Source organism: Synergistaceae bacterium (assembly GCA_017443945.1).
Lineage (GTDB): Bacteria > Synergistota > Synergistia > Synergistales > Aminobacteriaceae > JAFUXM01.
Genome location: JAFSXS010000070.1, coordinates 1 through 20,373, shown reverse-complemented (window position 1 = coordinate 20,373; position 20,373 = coordinate 1). Strand labels below are relative to the sequence as shown.

The window sequence follows — 20,373 nt, the reverse complement described above, 5'->3', positions numbered from 1 at the left end:
TTTCTACGAGCTTAAATTTTAGCATATAGCAGCTATTTTTACACATTACGGCGTGTTTTGCTTTTTCCGCCGCCGAGCAGGGTGGGCGGGTGGGGCGAGGCGGCGGCCTTTCGCGGAATATACTTTATTCGCGCAAATATGTCAGTTGATAAATTTTGCTTCATTATAAATCATTTGCAGTGCGAACAGGTAAAATTTCTGTCCGTTATTCTTTCATGGCCTGCGCTAAGATATTTTCTATAGATTCCTCACGCCCGCAGTAAAATCTAAATTCGCATTCTCTGCAAGTTTCGTGATTATCAGTTCTGCGGGAAAAATCTTTATTGCGAATCTCCTGTACTATTTCGTCAAAACCGTTAATAAATTCTTGAGCTTCTGACTCGTTATAATCATAAACAATTTCGGGCGATGTACTGCCGTCAAACATGTAATATAATCTGAGTCTATTAACTTTTTGTCCGGTAGTCTGCGAAAAAATGTACGCATAAATATTTAACTGCCTCTTGTGAGTCTCAAGTCTCGCGCGGTCATGATTAATATTGATATTCGGCTTTGTCCCTGTCTTGAACTCTATTATATCGATTTGGCCGTTATCAGAGCAAATTAAATCAGCCCTTCCAGTAATTATATAATCATCACGAATTAATTTAAGCTCGGACTCAGATTCTTTTATGCCCGACCAGTCATTACCGCGCAAAATTACATATCTTATGACGTGTCCGAGTGCTATTTCTCTATCTGCCTTTGTGAGTGCTGCCCGTTCAGTTTTTGCGAGTTCCGTATAATCAGATTCAAGCCAGTTAGAAATTATCTGCTCGTTGATTAAATTTTCCTGACCGTTGATTACTGCTTTGTTGATGTCATCTATAACTGAATGCACAAGAATGCCGATTAACTGAGTCTTTGACTTGACCGGCGAAAATTCAAGCTCGCGATAAAATTTATACTTCACCGGGCATGACTCATAAAGCAAAATATCAGACGTGAACGAGTAAATTTGCTTGAGACTCGAATTATTTGACTCGCTGATATTTATATTTTCCGGATTAAATGACTCGTCCGCATCATCAAGCGAATTATAAGAGTCCTCGAAATATTTTGACGGCGTTGTGCTGTCCTCCCTGCAAGTGAGAATTAACAAATCTTTTGCCCGCGAAAATGCAACGTAATACAACCTCCAGAAATCGAAATAATTTATCATGTCTTCAGGCTCGAACGGCGGACGCTTGAAATATTTTGACTCTACAGCATTCATAATTTCGGAATTAGTCCCGTCATTAAATACTATGTTCGGAGTATTGCTTAATGAGTCAACAAGCACTACAGGAAATTCACGCCCCTTTGCCTGATGAATTGTCATAAAAGCTACGTGGCCGGAAGGTGCTGCGGGATCTTCTGACTCGTACTCATTCAAGCCGCCCTCAAGCAAAAAACGCAAATAAATATTGAATAGTCTTATAGTCTGAGATTCTATATATTTCGAGTGAATATTATTTATGTTCGAGATGTGCTCAAAATCTTTTATCACCTGCATTAAACGCGATAAATTACGTGCAGGCCTTAAAGTTTTTACGTCGCTGTTGATTTCTGCGTCAAGGGCTTTATTGAACGGCATAAACGCAAATAAATTATATAATAAATCCGAATACGAATAATTTGCATAACCGTTTAATTTTGCGTGAAAATCGCGTTTCTTCATGAGCCATTTTTTCAGCTGCAAATATCCGGGCTTGTCGATAAAGCGTGCGACGGTTCGCAGACAATTTCTGTAATAAATAATATTTTCGGGTTCATGGCCGTTAAATTTAAATTCGCCTGACTCAAGAGACTTTAAATATTTCGGGAACATCGATATAAAGCAGCCTAACGCAAAATGAATTTCCCCGCGCTTGAAGAACATATCAGAACGGGGCGAGTAAACTTTTATATTATGATTCTCTAAAAATTGCGCTAACTCCTGCACATGAGCAGCACGCACCGACCTGAAGAGAAATGCAACTTGATTGTAATCGCTTAATTTGCCGGAGTCAGTAAGAGACTTCAAGAGAGCTAAAATTTTTTCGTGCCATTCCGCCGAGTCATTCACTCCAGCGAGCCTGAACACAGATTTTGACTCATTCCTGAAGGCTTCAAGATTTTTATCATATCTAAAATTTTCCCAGTTAAAGAATTTGCCCGTGTCATTTATCCAGCTAGTAAAGAACTTCATAATATTTGCGTCAGATCTGTAATTCAGCAATAATTTCACGATTTTGCACTCATTGCGCGCGAATTTTTCAGGGAACTCTAAAATATTTCTCACAGCAGCACCCCTAAATCTATATAAGCTCTGGTCATCGTCGCCGGCCACACAAATATTTTTGCTCTCACCTGCTATCAAGAATAAAATTTGCTCCTGAATATAATTTGTGTCTTGATATTCGTCGGCCATTAGATATTTTATGCGTGATTGAAGGCTCTCTAAAATTTCGGGATTGTCGCGCAGTAATTTATAAGTCTCGACCAGCAAAGCAGAAAAACTCAACGAGTTATCGTCAATCAATAAATCATCATGAAGCAGCATAGCACGGCCAAGTGAAGAAATTAACGGATCTGAGTCGCGTATTAATTCTTGAGAGTCTGCAAGCTCTTCAGAAAGTTTATTGATGTAATTGCATAATTCTTCGGCTCTGTCCCATTTGCCCGGACTCGTCAATGCTGTAATATCGTTGAATCTCTCAATTTTGCGCATTAATAAATATTTGTGTTCGAAGTCGTCAAGAATCCTAAAATTTTTCTTGAATCGCGTAAACTGAACATAACCCCGTAAAATTTTTTCGCAAAGTGAGTGAAATGTCCCGATATAAAGCTCGTTGATGTCTGCTTGAATATTGCGCGCTTTAAATTCTTCTGACATTCTCGACAAAATTTCATGTGCTGCCCTGTTCGTGAAAGTTGCGATTAAAATATTTTCGGGCTTGAGTCGTTTTTTCTGAATCAAAAATATTGTGCGCTGAATTAATGTGAAAGTTTTTCCCGTTCCCGGCCCTGCAAGAATCAATAATGGCCCGTTTGTAGTAGTGATTGCTTCTTTCTGGGACTCGTTTGCTGAAGTAAAATCAAAGTCTGCAAAATCTTCCGGAGTTAATTCAATTGGCTGCGAAATTTCTTCATCGGGTTTGACTTGAGACTCTTCCGTGCCGATATAGCCTGCTAAAATTTTTATTGGGTCGTCGGAGTTGCAGAACATTATAAATGCGCCGTCGGAAGTCCTTAAATCTTTTTGCGAGACCAGAATAATTAAATCTTTGTCAGGTATGGCGGACTTGAAAAATTCTGCGAGAGTGCCCGCAAAATCAGAGTAAACTATAAAATTTGCGTTGCTTGCGTCTTCCTGTGAAAGCTGCGATAAAATTAGTGCGTTCCTTCCTGCAAACTTGATAAAATCCTGCGGCTTTGACGTGTAAATAATCCCGTTAGAGTCTTTGTGCTGAGTGAGAATTTCATTTATTGACGCGTTTTTATTCTCTGATTTAATAATTGCGAACGAATAATTTTGCAGCTCAAAACCTGTAATAACTCTCATGGGCGAGCGTAAGTCCTTCATGATTTCCGCGCGTTGTTCGGGGCTTGTTACTCCTGTAAAAATTGCTATCGGTATGCGCTTAGAGTTCAGGGAGTCGGCAAATTCCCTGTAAGCTATTAAATTTTCGCGCATTATTACGGCAATTAACGAAATTTCTACGCCGTTCAAGAAATTTATAATCCCGTTGAGCTGCTCTAAATCCGAGTAAAGAATCTTGCAGGCACCGCTTTTAATTCTGCGCAGTAATTCACGCTTTTGTGTAGAGTTCAACGAGTTATCAAGCCGCGCCGAGTGTGAGTCAATATTAAAATTTTCGTTCTCATCAGCAATAACAAGAGTCAAACCGGGCATCAACAAAGCAGGTAGTCTATAACAAATACTTTTTCCGTAATTATCTGGCATAGAACAAAATACATCACGTCCGGACAATAGCGCATTGATAATTTCTTCCTGACCGGGCTTGAATGAGTCAAATCCGAAATGCTGACGTAATAACGAAACGAGATAATTATTTACGGGCTTGACTGCTTGCACAGGTTCGGGCTTAATTTCTGGTTCAGATTTTATTTCTTCAGGCGGCGGGGTGCTTTGTATGTAGGCCGTCAATTTTTGATTTTCTGCGTGAGAGTCATTTAATTGCGTCTGAAGGCTTGAGATTTCGCGTTTTTTCGAGTCAATTTCAGTGTTGAGCGCGTTAATTTTTCCGTGAAGAGAGTCAATTTTGCTGTTAAGGGACTCTATTTCCTCGCGTTTGTCGATTATTTCATCATTAAGGGCGATTATTTTGCGGTTGAGTGAATTAATTTCGTCATTGCGCGCGCTAATTTCTTCAGTGAGCGAATAAATATGATTCTGCTGACTGTTTATTTGTTGAGTTAGCAGACGTGTTTTAGCGTTGATTAAATTTTGTACTTGCTGCTGTTCTTCTAGTGTCATATTAATTGACTCGAGACTCCCATTTATAATTTACGTTAATATGCAAGAATCTATCACATTATGCGCGATTTATCACGAATTTATAGCAGCTATTATTTTTGCAGCCAGAGCTCCCGATAGAGTGTATTAATAAAAATTTTGCCTGTCCGCTACACAACACACGAACGGGCGGGAAATAAAATTTATCGTGAATTTATTAACGGCTCCCACCACGATTTATTTTCGAGATACCATTTAATTGTGAGCTTTATTCCGTCTGCAAATTTCGTTTCAGGCAGCCACCCTAAGCGCAGATAAATTTTTTCGGGATTAATAGCATATCTAAGGTCATGGCCTTTTCTGTCAGTAACAAATTTTATGAGACTCTCAGGTTTATTTAACTCATGACAGATTAATTTTACTATGTCGATATTACGCATTTCATTATGTCCGCCGATATTATAAATTTCACCGTTCGAGCCTTCATCGTGAATAATTAAATCAATCGCCCGGCAGTGATCCCGCACAAACAGCCAGTCCCTTACATTTATTCCCTGACCATAGACCGGCAAATCTTTATCATGAAGCGCATTAATTATCATGAGGGGAATCAATTTTTCCGGGAAATGATAAGGCCCATAATTATTTGAACATCTCGAAATACTGACCGGCAAATTAAATGTCCTGTGATACGAGAGAGTCAATAAATCAGCACTTGCCTTCGACGCTGAATACGGCGATGACGCTTTTATCTGCGAACTTTCCGAGAAAAATAAATCTGGCCTATCAAGCGGTAAATCTCCGTAAACTTCGTCGGTGCTGACCTGATGAAAACGTTTGACACCAAATTTTAAGCTCGCGTCAAGTAATACCCCTGTTCCTAGCGTATTCGTAAATAAAAATATTCCGGGCGACTCTATGGATCTATCAACGTGAGACTCTGCCGCAAAATTTACGACTATGTCAGGACGTTCCGAGTCAAATAAATTATAGATTCTCTCTCTGTCGCAAATGTCGAGCCTGAAAAAATTTATTCTCCCTTCAGCAATTAAATCTTTGAGAGTGTTAATATTTCCTGCATAAGTCAATTTGTCAACGCAGATAATTTCATAATCGGGGTGAGATTCTAACATGTGAAATATAAAGTTGCTCCCGATAAAACCTGCTCCGCCCGTGATTAAAATTTTCATGCTGACATAACCTCCTTCAATGACGGCAAATTTTTATCTTTGTCTGATAATAGAATCGGCGCATTTACGTTTGGCCATAAAATATTTATATCAGGATCGTTATAAATTATTCCGCCCTCGTCGTTAGGGTGATAGAAATCGTCGCATTTATAGCAAAATTCTGCTGTGTCCGACAAAACTATAAAGCCGTGTGCAAAGCCGCGCGGGATTAAAAATTGTTTGCAGTTAGTGCTTGAGAGTTCGAGACCGTAATATTTGCCGAAAGTCTTGCTATTTTTGCGCAGATCTACAGCAACATCAAATACTGAGCCGCTTATAACTCTAACTAATTTACATTGCGGAAAATTTATTTGATAGTGAAGTCCCCGCAAGACTCCTTTTGTGCTGCTGCTTTGGTTGTCCTGCACGAAATTTATATTGAAGCCGGCCTCTTTCATATCGTTTAAATTATAGCTTTCCATGAAGTAACCGCGTGAGTCCCCGTGAATCTTGGGAGTAATAACACAAAGTCCTTCGATTCCTCCGACGTTGTAATCTACGTTAATTTGCATTTGCTGATAAATACCTCCTTAAAGCGTCTCGCCAATCCGGCAATAAATTAAATCCTGACTCTAATAATTTGCTCTTGTCCAATCTTGAATTATACGGCCTTTTTGCTTTCGAGAGTCCATATTCGAGCGTTGAAACGGGAATAACATTTATTTTTTTTCCTGACTGCTTGAAAATCTCGCACGCAAAGTCATACCAGCTGATAAAATTTTTCTGCTCGTCATTAGTTGCATGATAAATCCCGAACTTGTCAGACTCGTTCATGTCAGCTAATAATTTTGCTAAATCAGGCGTGTATGTAGGCGTACCTATTTGATCATTAACGACACGCAAAGACTCGTGATTATCTGAAAGTTTCAGCATTGTTTTGACGAAATTATTTCCTCTCGGCCCGAACGCCCACGCAATCCGGACAATAAAGAATTTACGCAAAAATTTTTTCACGGCAAATTCTCCCTGTAACTTAGTGAATCCGTAATAATTGACCGGTTTAAATGCTTCGTCGTCAGGCTGCCAAGGTTTAGCGCCCTCACCGTTGAAAATATAATCTGTGCTGATGTAAGTCATAATCACGTTAAATTTTTCACAGGCACGCGCGATATTTTCTGTTCCTGTAACATTTACGGCGAAAACTTTTTGTTTATTGCTCTCGTCTTCGGCCAAGTCTACGGCTGTCCATGCTGCACAATGAATTAATCTATCAGGACGTTCAAGTTTTATCACGTTTTCTACTGATTCATAATTAGTGATGTCAAGTTTTATATATCTGCATGACTCAGAACCCGAAAAATTTTCCTGAATATCAGACGCTGTGCACTCAATATTTCGCGATGTAAGCTCGGTGATTAAGTCTCGCCCTAACTGCCCATTTGCACCGGTTATAAAAATTTTAGACATCTATATATTTCCCCTCTAAAACGTCTTTCAAGTACTGCCCGTATTGATTCTTGCGTAAGACCTCATAAACTTTCATAACATCATCGCGTGTAATCCATTTATTGAGATATGCAATTTCTTCAAGACATGCAATTTTTCTGTGCTGATGGGTCTCGACTGTCTTCACGAAATTTGTTGCGTCGGCTAGGCTCTCATGAGTCCCGGTATCAAGCCACGTGAATCCCTGTCCGAGCAGCTCTACATTTAATTGATTTAATTCAAGATATATGCGGTTAAGATCTGTAATTTCGAGTTCTCCCCTCTTTGAAGGCTTGAGATTTTCTGCAAATTCTATTACGCGATTGTCATAAAAATATAGACCTGTTACACAATAATTGCTCTTGGGGTGTTCGGGCTTCTCCTCGATTGATATTGCATGACCGTCTGAGTCAAATTCTACAATTCCGAATCTTTCAGGGTCATCGACATAATATCCGAAAATTGTTGCGCCTTTTCCTGACTCGGCGTTCTTTGCTGCTGCTCGGAGTCTTTTAACTAATCCCTGACCTGAAAAAATGTTATCGCCGAGAATCATTGCTACAGTGTCAGAACCTATAAATTTTTTACCGATAATAAATGCCTGCGCGAGTCCGTCTGGTGAAGGCTGTTCCGCATAAGAAAATTTCACTCCGAATCTTTCGCCGCTGCCTAATAATTTTTCGAATCTCGGCAAATCATCAGGAGTCGAAATAATCAAAATCTCGCGTATTCGAGCCTGCATTAATATAGAAATGGGATAATAAATCATAGGCTTATCATAGACCGGTAATAACTGCTTTGACGTTACAAGCGTAAGGGGATATAAACGAGTGCCGCTGCCTCCTGCTAAAACTATGCCCTTCATAACGTGTGAAGCCTCCTGAAAATTTTTATGATGCGGAGGAGGGGACTTGAACCCCTACGTCATAGACACTAGATCCTAAGTCTAGCGCGTCTACCATTCCGCCACCCCCGCGAAAAAATCACAACGCTAATATTTTAGCATGTTTTGTTAATTTATCGGCACTTCCATCGGGTAATTTCCGTTAAAGCACGCCTTGCAATAAACATCTTGGCCGCAGACTTCCTGTAAACTTTCCTCACTCAAATAAGTAACTGAGTCAGCTCCGATATAATTGCAGATTTCGTCAAGAGATTTCTGAACGGCAATTAATTTTTCTCTGTGAGGCGTATCAATTCCGAAATAACACGAAAATTTTACTTCAGGAGACGCGGCACAAACATGAATTTCTTTAGCTCCTGCCTCGCGCAAATGATTGACGATTCGCTTTAATGTCGTGCCCCTAACTATTGAGTCATCAATTATAATTAACCGCTTGCCCTCGATATTATGCCGGATTGTTGCTAATTTGATTCTTACTGCGTCCTCTCTCTGTTCTTGAACGGGCAAAATAAATGTCCGTCCCATATATTTATTCTTGATTAAGCCTTCGCCGTATGGAATCCCTGACGCTTCAGCATAACCAATCGCCGCAGGAATCCCCGAATCAGGAACAGCCATAACAACGTCAGCATCAATTTTTTTCTGCTGGGCGAGCTTCATTCCGCATTTGCGCCGAAATTCATAAACGCTAACTCCGTCAACGATACTATCAGGACGCGCAAAATATACCATCTCGAAGACACATAAATTTTTCTTGCACCATCGTGAAGGTTCAATACTTTGCAGACCATTTTTATCGATTATGACAATCTCACCGGGCGTAACGTCGCGCAAAAATTCAGCGTCAAGAGCTTCAAGTGCGCAGGTCTCAGACGCAAGAACATAGCCGGAATTATTCGCAAGAGTCCCGATACATAAAGGGTGCAGGCCGTAAGGGTCTCTCACTCCGATTAATTTATCGCCGATTGTTATAACGAGAACGTATGCGCCTTTGATGAGACTCATAGCGTTTTGTATGCCGGACAAAATTCCTCTCGTTCCATGCTGGCAGATGAGATTTAATATTGACTCTGAGTCGCTGGTCGTGTGAAAAATTACGCCTTCATCAGTCAACATTTCGCGCAATGAGTCAGCGTTTACGAGATTCCCATTATGAGCTAATGCAATTTCACCGAGTCTGCAACTTGCTGCAAGAGGCTGGGCACTCCTGACGCTTTCATCACCTGCAGTAGAATATCTTACATGACCAATAGCTATATTTCCGGGAAAATTCGCAAAAGTTTCACCCCTGAAGACTTCTCCGGCGAGTCCCAAACCTTTGCGCAACTCCATAGACCCGCAGTTATTTGCAGCAATCCCCGCGCTTTCCTGTCCTCTATGTTGAAGAGCATACAGCCCGTAATACACTAAATGAGCTGCGTTTTTGCTCTCGTCGTTACGATATACACCAATCACGCCGCATTCCTCGTGAAGTTCGCTTGACATTTTTTATTAGCCGTTGATTCGTGCAAAAATTTCCTGATAGGCTTCTTCGACTCCGCCCATATCGCGCCTGAATCTGTCTTTGTCGAGCTTCTCATTAGTTTTTGCGTCCCAAAATCTGCAAGTGTCCGGCGAAATTTCATCAGCTAAAATTATTTCACCGTTTGGAAGTCTTCCGGCCTCGATCTTGAAATCTATTAATTTAATGCCGATTCCTGCGAAAAAGTTTTTAAGCACGTCATTAACCTTGTAGGCCATTGCGCTAATTTGCGATAATTCCTGCTCAGTTGCGACTCCTAATGCTATAATGTGAGAGTCATTTATTAACGGGTCATTGAGTGCATCATCTTTTAACGAGAACTCAAGAGTAGAAATTTTCAGCGGTGTACCTTCTGCGACTCCGTAACGTTTTGAGAATGAACCTGCTGCGACGTTGCGTATAATTATTTCGAGGGGTACAATTTTTACAGCTTTGACGAGAGTCTCCCGGTCGCTTAACTGTTCTGCAAAATGTGTCTTCACGCCGTTTTTCTCTAGTAATTGAAACATTGCATTGCTCATTTTATTATTTATTATGCCTTTGCCGGTTATTGTGCCGTGCTTGAGGCCGTTAAATGCTGTAGCGTCGTCCTTATATTCGACTATATAGTAATCGGGGCTTGATGTTGCAAAAACTTTTTTCGCTTTGCCCTCGTAGATTTGATCTAATTTCTTAATGTCGTTCATGTATAAAAAATTTTCCTTTCCTGAAAATCTATGACAAATTATATTACATGCACGAAAAAATTTGCGAGTCATTAGCTCATTGGTTGAAAAAATTTTACGGCTCTCATGCTAATATGCGTCTGAACAAAAATTTTCTGATATGATTATTATTCATGTATATTACGAAATTTTAGAGGTGAAAATTTATGATTACTCCCAGAATAGAAGATTATCTTGAGGAATTATTTTTGCTTGAGAGTACTGGCCGCAGCGTTACTGTTACTGACTTGGCCGAAAGACTCAAGATCACAAAGGGGACTGTTACAGCAACCGTGCAGAAATTAGTCGAGCTTGAATTTTTGACTCATGAACGTTACAGCAAATTGCATTTAACAGACGCAGGAAGGCGCAAGGGCATGACAGTTTTTCGCCGTCATGAAGGTTTTCGCGCGTTCTTTCATGAGTTACTCGGTTTAGATCGCGATCACTCGTCAGAAATGGCCTGCTCAATGGAACATTATGTAGACACAACGACCGAAGAGAGATTATATGCTTTGTTAGAGTTCTTCAGGAAAGCAAGAGCCGAACATCAGCCATGGGTTGACGAAATTTTTATAGCGATAGAGAAGCCGATTTTAATTGTGCCTGTGCCGTTGACTCTTTGTGAAATAAATTCAGAGGGGGCAATTTTGCGCCACACAGCCGAAGACCCTTTGCGGAAAAAATTAATTGAAATGGGATTCGTTACGGGAGCAAAAGTTAAATTAACCGCCATTGACTCACAAGAAAATATTTTCACCTGCAAACTTGGCAAAAATTTAATAAATCTGCCGTTGAATGAAGCTGCTACGATCTGGATTCAACAGCAGGCAAAATAAATAAACGCTCACTCCCCCGGCTTAATGTGAACGGGGGAAATTTTTTATAGCTTTAAGAATTTTCCAGATACCGAGCGGCTCAAGCAGAATCTTTGCAAATTTTTTCGCTAATTGACCAGTTTGCTCTATAAATATTTTCACTAGAATGCGGTACATTATAATTTGTCTGCGCAGTGAATAAATTTTATGCTGCTTTAAATGCGATTTTACAGCGCGATATGCCTTGAGAATATTTAACAGCATTTCCAGCCGGCTAACGTGTTTCATTTTATAACCGTAATGCATTGACATTGAATCATTTCTGCACCAGCTTTTCCATGCTCGTGAAACGTGATTTACAAGCTCGTAAAATTTTTTAGCGAAATATTTATCAAGCTCGGATTTACTAAATTTTTCTGATGAATCTTTCAGGATCATGTCAATTAATTCTTTATGCTGGACGATAAGCCTACGGGGCGCAAAATACATATCATATATATTTTTGTCATGTTCAACAGTAGATTTTACCGCCATTTTATCATGTGTAAATGACTCGTGGCGTATATATATTTCACTGTTAATAAATGCCCCGTTACCCTTCATGAGCATATCGCGTCTAATATAATTTTCCGGGAACATGTCAGAAATCTCGAAATAATGTCTTCTATTCGGAATATCTCTAAAAATTTCCCCGTTGTAAATATCTGCTGTAGGATGAGTAACTCTTAAAAATGTAGACATAGCATTAATTCCGCTGAAAACTTTTAGACTTTCTTGCGTATAATAGCCGTCTTTCATGTAAGTTATATTATTTTCGCGGGCAAAATCGAGAAATTCAAACAATCTGCACATTTTATCACCGTGAAGAACCTCGCGCCCCATCGAGAAATAAAGCCATTCCCCGCGCCCTAATGATAAAGAACGTTCCCAATTTTTATGAACACCCAAATTTTTATCATTGCGGTAATATCTGAATCTAGAATCATGAATCGCTGACAATAATTCCTGCGTGTTATCGCTCGAAGCGTCATCACTGATTACGACCTCAAAGCGTTTATCGTCTGAGTCAAGCAAATAATTTACAAGTTTTAAAGCTGCCTCTGCATTATTATATACAGGTATGCAGAACGATACGACAGGCCTGACTCCTGACTCCTGACTCCATTATTATAATTTTATCGTCATTCATTTTTTGTCAACCCGTTTTCTAATGATTTATTAGTTCATTAATTGCAGAGTCCAGCGCGTTATTTAATGACTCTAAATTTTTCCCTGAGCCTTGACAGCTGAAATAACTTCCGCCGCCCTTGCCCCCTAAAATATTTATTGCTTTCCTGAATGCCGGTCTGACATCAAAATTTTTGCTTTCACGATTACAACCGAACATTATAAATATTTCGTCGTGATTTATGCCAGCTAAGAGCGCGATTAAATTTTTCTCGTTTTCCGTTATGAGCCTGAACAAATGTTTGATTTCGTCCTGACTCGAGTCTTTTATTATGTGCTTGACGAGTTTAAATTTTTCGTTTTCCTGCGCGTTATTAATTAATTTTTCTGCGAGAGGCCTTAAATAGTGCAAAATATTATTCTCGTTTTGTGATTTGAGAGAGTCAATTTGCGACTTGAGATTTAAAATTTTCTCGTTTATTCCCATATAGCCGCAAACAAGTTCTGACTCTGCCTGCCTGACTTCATGATAAAGCGAGTCCAACCATCTATAAGCAGCCCGGCCGCTCTTGAGATAAATTCTTGTGCCTCCTTTGTGATTCTCTGATGAAGTAATCTTTATGAGCCCAACTTGACCCGTTGAACTTACATGAAGTCCGCAGCAAGGTACATAATCAACGCCGGGAATCTTTACGATTCTTACAGGTTCGGAAGGATTTGCGGGCGGTAATTTTCGTGCGAGTGCTTTAATTTCGTTCATGTCGGGATAAATAATTTCGACGGGAATATTTTTATAGACTGCTTCATTTGCGAGGGACTCGGCCTCAAGTATAATTTTTTCGCTGACTGGTGTATCAACGTCAATAGAGACATTATCGCCTTCGATTCGCATTCTCGCGGTGTGAAGTCCATGAAGGTTATATAATTCTCCCGCAAAAATGTGTTCGCCTAAATGCTGCTGCATGAGCTCAAATCTTTTGTCCCAGTTTATGACCCCGTGAACTTGTTTATATTCGCTTATGGGTTCGGCCAAGACGTGAATAATTTCGCCGTTTTTCTCGTGAACGTCAAGAACTTCTATATTGTCAATAAAGCCGGTGTCGCAGGGCTGGCCTCCTCCCGACGGATAAAATAATGTCCGGTCAAGAGTGATATTATTTCCCTGAATGCTTGTGATTTCTGCGTCAAATTCGCGTGAATATAAATTTTCGTAATATAATTTTTCTGTCATAATAAATTTTGCCTCGTTGATAAATTCTTGCGTGAAATTATATCAAGTTCGCGTTAATTAGCTATCATAAAAATTGCCATAATGCATAAAGTCTTTCGAAAACGTGCATTTATAATTACGGGCGGGAAAAAACGAGTCGCACATATACAACAAATTTTTTGTAAATATTCAAGTTTTATAGTCAACGCACTTAATTTGTTATATCCAGATACAATGCAAATAATTTATCGCGCTTATATAATTTGTTCTGCCAACCCACCCGAATTAAATGGGTAGCTCCGACATGCAAAAGTTTTTACTGTGATTAAAGTGTGCTGACAATATCTACAAAAATTTTTGCATGAAAATAATTTAGCACAATAAAAAATTTTTTTTCGCTGCAAATATTTGCAATAACACACATAAATTAATATTTTTGTAGTCGCAAATGTAGTTGTAAAATATTTTTCTCTGAGTCTTTGTGTGAAATCTGGAAAACTTTTTTGCTAAAATATTATAAATGCAAATGAGGTGAATTACAATAAAACGATTCTTAATTATTGACGGCCATAGCTTGGCGCACAGAGGTTATCACGCTTTACCGATGAAACTTACTGCTCCCGACGGCACTCCTACAGGAATGATTGTAGGATTCATGAACATGCTTTATCGCGTTCAAGATGATTTAATGCCGGATTATATCGTAACAGTGTTTGACGCGGGCGGAAAAACTTTCAGACACAAACTTTTAAGCAATTATAAAGCAAACCGCCAGCCGCCTGAATATGATTTAAGAATACAAATTCCGATTTTGCAGGAGTTATTAAATTTTATTGGCTGTAACGTTCTTATCCGCGAAGGAGTCGAGGCCGATGATGTTGCAGCGTCGTTTGCAAGACTCGCACAATCTAACGGTTATGAAGTAATGCTGCTCTCGTCAGATAAAGATTTGTTACAGCTCGTCGGAACTGGCGTAAAAATGATGAGACCCATAAAAAACGGTATCTCAGGCGCAGAAATTTATGACGTTAATGCATTCGTGAAAGAATACGGTTTTATGCCTGATTCATTTGCTGATTATCTCGCTATAACAGGTGATAAGGCCGATAACGTCAAAGGCGTTGCAGGAGTCGGCGATGTCGGAGCAAAAAAAATCTTGGCCGTTTACCCGCATTTAGAAGAAATATTTGACTCACTCGATAAATTTTCCAAAGGTCAGCGCAAAAAATTTCAGGATTGCGGACTCGAACAAGTAAAATGGACCCGCGATAATATAATTAAGTTGAAGGAAGATATTTTTTCGGGCGATACAGATTTGTTGACTCAATGCGTGAATCATAAATTAGACTTTGACCAAGCAGAAAATTTAGCACTACGACTCGGCCTCACAAGAGTATTAAATCGAATCGGAAGCACTAAGACCCCGCCCATAAGAATCGATTACAACGAAGAAAACGAGTCAAACGTAAAATTTGTCATGCCCAGCGCAGAAATTTTGACTCTTGACTATAAAGCAGATTTCAAGACTCACCCGGAATTATTTAATGATTCACAAAATATTTGGGACTTGAAGACGGCTTATTATTTGCTTCATCCGGACGAATGCGCGAAAAGATTTCCGGAAATTATTTCACTCGTCAAAGAAAGCGATAACCCAGCTAAGACTCTTTATGAACTGGCCGGAAATTATGAGTCAGAAATAGAAGAATATCAGAATCTTAAACACGTAATGAATGATATAGACCTGCCGTTAATTCCCGTCTTGACAAAAATGGAGTCTCACGGAGTCAGAATCAATCACGAAAAATTTACAAGCCTTCAATCTGAATTAGAGTCGCGCATAACTGAAATAGAGTCAAGCATAACTAACGCAGCAGGAATCAGAATAAATTTAAATTCTCCGCAACAAGTGTCTTGGCTGTTGTTCGAGAGATTAGCATTTACCCCTGAAGGCATGACGAAAAGCGGAAATTCTTACTCAACCGACGCAGGAGTCCTCGAAAAACTCGCGAAATTGCCCGGTGCTGAAATTCCGAGATTGATTCTCGAACATAGAGAGCTAACAAAGATGCTGACAAGTTTTGTTATACCATTTCAGAAGGCAGCAGACTCAAACGGGATAATTCACACAACATTTGAACCAGCTTTAACCGGCACAGGACGACTCAGCAGCAGAGATCCTAATTTGCAAAATATTCCGGCGTTCGGACATTGGGCAAATGAAATAAAATCCGGCTTAGTCCCCGTAAATCCTGAAAAAATTTTTGTCAGCGCTGATTATTCGCAAGTTGAATTAAGAATCCTCGCTCACTTGTCCGGCGAGTCAAAATTAATCGAGGCATTCAATAATAATCGCGACATTCACACAGAGACAGCCTCATGGGTATTTGCTGTAATGCCTGAGCTTGTTACTCCTGAATTGCGAAGAGCTGCAAAGATGATAAATTTCGGTCTTATTTATGGTATGAGCTCATTCGGACTCGCTGAAAGATTAGATATTTCACGGCAAGAAGCAAAAGAAATCATGAATAAATATTTTGACGCAGTGCCCGGTGTAAAAACTTTCATTGATAAATTAATTTTTGAGGCAAAAGCGCGCGGATTTACAAAGACTCTAGCAGGACGAATCAGGCCGGTTAAAGAAATTCCCGCGAAAAAAACAGCTATCGACCGTGCAATAATTAACTCGCCGATTCAGGGAACAGCCGCAGATATTGCAAGAAAAGCTATGATAAATTGCGAAGGAGAACTATTTTTGCAGGTTCATGACTCGTTAGTGTGTGAATGCAAAGAGTCAGAGTCACAGGAAGTCTCACAAATGTTACGCGAAATTATGAAATCTTCAGGCGGAGAAATAACAAATCTTGAAGTCGAGACCAAGTGCGGAAAAACTTTAGCTGCTGTATAACACTTCAGAATAACAGAGTCAAAATTGGCACGCTCACAAGTGATATTACAGTTGAGACTACTACACAACGTGCAGCAAATTCATAATCTTTGCCGTACATTTCCGCAATAATTTCTGTATTCGCAGCAGCTGGCATCGCAGTCAACACTACTGTAACCTGCCACAAAATATTTTGCACTCCCAGTAACCGCAATATAATCATAAACATTAAAGGCTGCACAACTAGTCTAACAAACGTTAATTTAAACGCGTCAACATCAAGAGCATCACGCAAATTTGACTCTCCCAATGCTGCACCGATTATCATCATCGAAAGAGGGCCGGTCATGCTCCCTATATTGTTTATTGCATTCGATAAAACGCCCGGCAGTCTAACGTGAAAGAACATCAATATCAGACCTATAAATACTACATCAAGACTCGGAGTCTTCAGCAAAATTTTTAATTTCTCGCGAAAATTTGCTCCCTCAACAAATAAAGATAATCCCACTGTCCAAATTAAAACTCTAGCAGGCAGCAAATAAAATGACGTGTAAAATATTCCTTCAAGACCAAAAACTGAAGCAACAATCGGCAAACCCGCATTACCGGCATTCGAAAACATCGTAGCAAATTCTAATACAGCTTTACGCGCAGGATTCGAACGCCGCCAAAATATTTTTCCCGACACCCACGCAAGAAAAAAGCAGCCAGACGAGATAATCATAATCTCACCAGCCGCAATTAATTCTTTTATTCCCGCGTCAATCTCGAACGAATGCAGAATCATACACGGCAATGTTATATCAAGCAGCAACCTTATAAAACTTGACCGGCCTTCATGCTTCAAAATTTTTGTGCGGGCCATTATTATCCCCGTTACTACATAAATAAACATTAAAGCCTGAGTATTCAGCATACGTTCAAATACTGTCATGATTGAAGCTCCTTAAAAATTTATGATTTCACGCAAAGATTTCTTCACGTCTTCAGTAGTAAAAGCTGCGTCAATGGCATTATTTAATATTATTCGCTCATCTTCTGAAGTAAGTCCGAAATTTTCACGCATATATTTATATTCATGAGCTAAATTTATATTCTCGATTCCCATATCATCAGTGTTAAGCGTTACTCTTATTCCGTCATGCAAGAATTTCATAAACGGGTAATCGTTCATATTTTCTATTGCATGAGTCATTTTATTGCTGGTCGGGCACATTTCGAGAAATATTCCTTTTTCCTTGATTAACGCTGTAACATCAGCAGACTCATAACTTCTGACTCCATGTCCGATTCGTAATGCACCGAAATTTATAGCGTCCCTTACACTTTGCGCGCCGTCTGCCTCTCCTGCATGAATAGTGAACGGGATATTATATTTTCTTGCAAGGGCGAAAATGTCTGCATAATTACTCGTCGGGAAAAGAGCTTCAGCCCCGGCCAAGTCAATAGCTACGACTCCGCCGTCCTTCACTAAATATTTTCGCGCAAGTTCGACCGTCTCACGATTCGCCGCTTCGTTGCCTTCACCGCGCATTAAGCACAAAATTAAATTTGCCTTGAGACTCGATTCCTTCAGGCCTTCAAGAGCTGCTTTTATTGCTTCCTCCTGAGTCATTCCTTTATGATTATGCAACTGCGGAGCAAAACGAATCTCAGCATAAATCACACCTTGAGACTTTATATTTTCAAGAACGAGCCTTACACTTTCGCGCAAACCTTCAGGAGTCTGCATTAACGATAACGGCAAAGCAAAACACTTCAAGAAATCATTTAGACTCTCGCAATCCGGCGGAACGAATAACAATTTTTCAAGCTCTGAATCACTAGAGACGGGCAAATTAATATTTTGCAGGACAGCTAATTTTTTCGCAATATCAAGAGTCAAAGCTCCGTCCAAATGCAAATGTAAATCAATATATTTATTCGCGGCAAATGAGTCATTACTAACTAGCAATAAAGCAATAAGAAGCACAAAAAATTTTAATTTCTTCATAAAATATTCCCCCCTGATAAAAAAGTCCCTCCGGTTTACGCAGCATAGCCGGGGGGTATTCACTGGTATAAAATTATTCGTCTCATTTCACAAATTATGCGGCCGGCAACAAATTTTGCAGCTGCAATTCTTTCACAGTCGCAAGCACAGAGAGAACGCCGTTTTTTTCCGGATCTAAATTTTCGTCCTGCCTGCTGATATTCTCAATTATGGGCGTACCTCTTGCAACTTCTGTAGTGTGTGAGTCATTGCTATTTTCGCGCGTAATTTCAGTTCTTGCACGTGATGCGAGGGCTGCTGCTTTTGCTGCGACCTGTCTATCCTGACTCGAAGGATCTGCCGGTGCTGTTGCTGCACGTTGAATTTGCTGCATATTGCGTAGAGTCTCTTCGGGTGTGCTGCCCTGTTTAAATTTAATCGGGACTTCTCCGCCTGTAATATAACTTTTTCCGTCGGGGCCTTCTGTGTAGGAGTAACTGACTCCGCCGCCTAATTCACCTGCTGCTGCCTGATGTGCTGCCTCATGAGAAATTACTTCGCGTTGAATCTGCTCAAGTTCGTCAACATGCGCGCGTTTTTCTTCGTCGGCCTTGTCCTTGTCTCTAGCTGCTTCGCGTTTATCTGCTTCAGATTTAATTATATTCTGGGTGTCTTCAGTTTTCTGGGCTTCTTTCTTGAGGGCTTCCTGTGCTTCCTGCTTCTTACTCTGCAAATCTTCAGTTGTAAGACCTCCGCTGACACGGTTTAAATCTTCCTCGCTGCCCTTCATTGTAACTGACGCACCGACAATGTAACGCCGTCCGTCTGAACCCATAGAATAATGATAAACTGTGTGAACCTGCGCAGAACTTCCGAGCTTGGCTTTGAGGCTTTGTTCTTCCGCTAAAATTTCCTGTTCCTTAGCCTGTTTTGACTCGTCATTCTTGTTTACGCTTTCTGTATTCTGGACTCTCGATATATTTTGAACCGGCTCAAGATACCCGGCTGAAAGCATTGACGTAACCTGCATAATAATACACCTCCTTGTAATAGAATATTATACTAGATTTTTGCGATTAACTCCCATAAAATTAATTCGAACCCCTGCCAATTTTCTGACATGTTAGTTTTCTCTAAATATGAGAGTCTCGCGGAATTTGCCATAAATTTTTTTATCGCTTCCGCACCGAAATTTTTTAGCGCGTTCTTAGCCTTTATTAAAGCATAATTATATTTTTTCGCCGTGTCAATCCCGACAGCTTTCAACGCAGAATCTTGACTCTTTCCGGGAAAAATTGCAATTATCATAGCAGGACGCAATCTATTACAAATCGCAGCTAATACAGGCAATAACGGCCCCGATTTTAAATATTTCAATGCTCGTGCGGCTTGTGCGGGCTTGTTGTCGCAAACTGAGTCAAGAAAAATTATCTGCGCGCGTCCTCCTTCATCAAACGAAAGATTTTGAACATCGTTAATATTTATTTCGCGGCCTTCTGCGTATTCTGAAAGTTTATTAATTTCGCTGCGTAATTCTTCCTGCGAGTCAATGCTGTCTGCTAATAACTGGGCTGCGTCGTGTGAAATTTTTGCAAGAGTCATAAGCCATTTCGGACGATCCCACGGCTTTATTTGAGCTTCGGGCTTGATTATCGTGATTAAGTCTTTGACTGGCTTAAAAATTTTTGAGTCTCCGTTCAGCACAAGAATTATAATGCAGTCTGCTTTATCGTCCTCAAGATAATTTGCAAGAGAGTCCGGGAAATTTCCAAGTGAGTCGGCACTCTCTACTACTATTAATTCACGAGTCGCAAATAAACCTGGAGTCGCTGTATTCTCAAAAAGTTTTTCCCATGAATCAAAATTAGCGGCTTCGACTCTGCTAGTTAAAGGCCACCCGTTTTGTGCGAGTTTATTTATTTCTTCGCGTAACTGCCTGCGCTGAGACTCACTTGACTCTATTGCGATTAAATGCGGCATTGTTCATCCATCCCGCTAACCCCCGCCCCACCCCCCCGGCCCCCCTCCCAACCCCGAGGGGGGAGAAAGAAT

15 protein-coding genes and 1 tRNA gene are annotated in these 20,373 nt (G+C 40.1%); 2 read left to right on the top strand and 14 right to left on the bottom strand.

All coding sequences use genetic code 11. The features are described 5' to 3' along the window. Window positions 1-205 precede the first annotated feature (205 nt). The 8 genes from IJT21_07850 to IJT21_07815 form a co-directional block, all read right to left on the bottom strand. Complete coding sequence (locus tag IJT21_07850) at window positions 206-4,501, bottom strand: UvrD-helicase domain-containing protein (protein MBQ7578160.1); 4,296 nt, start codon at window positions 4,499-4,501, stop codon at window positions 206-208. Between the two features lie 182 nt (window positions 4,502-4,683). Further along, a complete protein-coding gene (gene rfbB, locus IJT21_07845; GenBank protein ID MBQ7578159.1) occupies window positions 4,684-5,670 on the bottom strand; it encodes a dTDP-glucose 4,6-dehydratase in 987 nt (328 codons plus the stop codon). After that, window positions 5,667-6,221 (bottom strand): dTDP-4-dehydrorhamnose 3,5-epimerase, encoded by a 555-nt coding sequence (gene rfbC / locus IJT21_07840; protein ID MBQ7578158.1) that lies wholly within the window; start codon window positions 6,219-6,221, stop codon window positions 5,667-5,669. The genes rfbB and rfbC overlap by 4 nt, the downstream gene beginning before the upstream one ends. Then, a complete protein-coding gene (gene rfbD, locus IJT21_07835) occupies window positions 6,211-7,116 on the bottom strand; it encodes a dTDP-4-dehydrorhamnose reductase (GenBank protein MBQ7578157.1) in 906 nt (301 codons plus the stop codon). The genes rfbC and rfbD overlap by 11 nt, the downstream gene beginning before the upstream one ends. Further along, on the bottom strand, window positions 7,109-7,999 hold the full coding sequence (gene rfbA, locus IJT21_07830; GenBank protein MBQ7578156.1) for a glucose-1-phosphate thymidylyltransferase RfbA: 891 nt from the start codon (window positions 7,997-7,999) through the stop codon (window positions 7,109-7,111). The genes rfbD and rfbA overlap by 8 nt, the downstream gene beginning before the upstream one ends. A 31-nt stretch (window positions 8,000-8,030) precedes the next feature. Then, window positions 8,031-8,110: transfer RNA gene (locus IJT21_07825), tRNA-Leu, on the bottom strand. A 36-nt stretch (window positions 8,111-8,146) separates the two neighbouring features. Further along, on the bottom strand, window positions 8,147-9,493 hold the full coding sequence (locus IJT21_07820) for an amidophosphoribosyltransferase (GenBank protein MBQ7578155.1): 1,347 nt from the start codon (window positions 9,491-9,493) through the stop codon (window positions 8,147-8,149). Window positions 9,494-9,529: 36 nt separating this feature from the next. Further along, entirely contained in the window at window positions 9,530-10,237 is a 708-nt protein-coding gene (locus IJT21_07815) for a phosphoribosylaminoimidazolesuccinocarboxamide synthase (protein ID MBQ7578154.1), read from the bottom strand. Between the two features lie 194 nt (window positions 10,238-10,431). Between IJT21_07815 and IJT21_07810 the strand changes: the two genes are divergently transcribed. Then, window positions 10,432-11,103 (top strand): metal-dependent transcriptional regulator, encoded by a 672-nt coding sequence (locus IJT21_07810; protein MBQ7578153.1) that lies wholly within the window; start codon window positions 10,432-10,434, stop codon window positions 11,101-11,103. A gap of 21 nt (window positions 11,104-11,124) precedes the next feature. On the opposite strand, the gene IJT21_07805 is transcribed toward IJT21_07810, so the two are convergent. Next, entirely contained in the window at window positions 11,125-12,204 is a 1,080-nt protein-coding gene (locus IJT21_07805) for a glycosyltransferase (GenBank protein MBQ7578152.1), read from the bottom strand. Window positions 12,205-12,289: 85 nt separating this feature from the next. After that, window positions 12,290-13,480 carry a hypothetical protein gene (locus IJT21_07800; protein MBQ7578151.1) on the bottom strand — a complete coding sequence of 397 codons (1,191 nt, stop codon included), beginning with the start codon at window positions 13,478-13,480 and terminating at the stop codon, window positions 12,290-12,292. Between the two features lie 553 nt (window positions 13,481-14,033). Between IJT21_07800 and IJT21_07795 the strand changes: the two genes are divergently transcribed. Then, complete coding sequence (locus IJT21_07795; GenBank protein ID MBQ7578150.1) at window positions 14,034-16,367, top strand: DNA polymerase I; 2,334 nt, start codon at window positions 14,034-14,036, stop codon at window positions 16,365-16,367. Between the two features lie 4 nt (window positions 16,368-16,371). On the opposite strand, the gene IJT21_07790 is transcribed toward IJT21_07795, so the two are convergent. The 4 genes from IJT21_07790 to IJT21_07775 all read right to left on the bottom strand — a co-directional run bounded on the left by IJT21_07790 (window position 16,372) and on the right by IJT21_07775 (window position 20,301). Continuing rightward, window positions 16,372-17,283: an AEC family transporter gene (locus IJT21_07790; GenBank protein MBQ7578149.1), complete on the bottom strand. Its 912-nt coding sequence runs from the start codon at window positions 17,281-17,283 to the stop codon at window positions 16,372-16,374. A 12-nt stretch (window positions 17,284-17,295) separates the two neighbouring features. Next, window positions 17,296-18,342 carry an adenosine deaminase gene (gene add, locus IJT21_07785; protein MBQ7578148.1) on the bottom strand — a complete coding sequence of 349 codons (1,047 nt, stop codon included), beginning with the start codon at window positions 18,340-18,342 and terminating at the stop codon, window positions 17,296-17,298. Window positions 18,343-18,436: 94 nt separating this feature from the next. Further along, entirely contained in the window at window positions 18,437-19,351 is a 915-nt protein-coding gene (locus IJT21_07780) for a hypothetical protein (GenBank protein MBQ7578147.1), read from the bottom strand. Between the two features lie 32 nt (window positions 19,352-19,383). Then, window positions 19,384-20,301 carry a hypothetical protein gene (locus IJT21_07775; protein ID MBQ7578146.1) on the bottom strand — a complete coding sequence of 306 codons (918 nt, stop codon included), beginning with the start codon at window positions 20,299-20,301 and terminating at the stop codon, window positions 19,384-19,386. Between the last annotated feature and the right edge of the window lie 72 nt (window positions 20,302-20,373).

Bases quoted from the DNA above. Each gene is read 5' to 3' on its own strand.
- IJT21_07850 (MBQ7578160.1), bottom strand. From the start codon at position 4,501: ATGACACTAGAAGAACAGCAGCAAGTACAAAATTTAATCAACGCTAAA.
- rfbB (MBQ7578159.1), bottom strand. From the start codon at position 5,670: ATGAAAATTTTAATCACGGGCGGAGCAGGTTTTATCGGGAGCAACTTT.
- rfbC (MBQ7578158.1), bottom strand. From the start codon at position 6,221: ATGCAAATTAACGTAGATTACAACGTCGGAGGAATCGAAGGACTTTGT.
- rfbD (MBQ7578157.1), bottom strand. From the start codon at position 7,116: ATGTCTAAAATTTTTATAACCGGTGCAAATGGGCAGTTAGGGCGAGAC.
- rfbA (MBQ7578156.1), bottom strand. From the start codon at position 7,999: ATGAAGGGCATAGTTTTAGCAGGAGGCAGCGGCACTCGTTTATATCCC.
- IJT21_07810 (MBQ7578153.1), top strand. From the start codon at position 10,432: ATGATTACTCCCAGAATAGAAGATTATCTTGAGGAATTATTTTTGCTT.
- IJT21_07800 (MBQ7578151.1), bottom strand. From the start codon at position 13,480: ATGACAGAAAAATTATATTACGAAAATTTATATTCACGCGAATTTGAC.
- IJT21_07790 (MBQ7578149.1), bottom strand. From the start codon at position 17,283: ATGACAGTATTTGAACGTATGCTGAATACTCAGGCTTTAATGTTTATT.
- add (MBQ7578148.1), bottom strand. From the start codon at position 18,342: ATGAAGAAATTAAAATTTTTTGTGCTTCTTATTGCTTTATTGCTAGTT.
- IJT21_07780 (MBQ7578147.1), bottom strand. From the start codon at position 19,351: ATGCAGGTTACGTCAATGCTTTCAGCCGGGTATCTTGAGCCGGTTCAA.
- IJT21_07775 (MBQ7578146.1), bottom strand. From the start codon at position 20,301: ATGCCGCATTTAATCGCAATAGAGTCAAGTGAGTCTCAGCGCAGGCAG.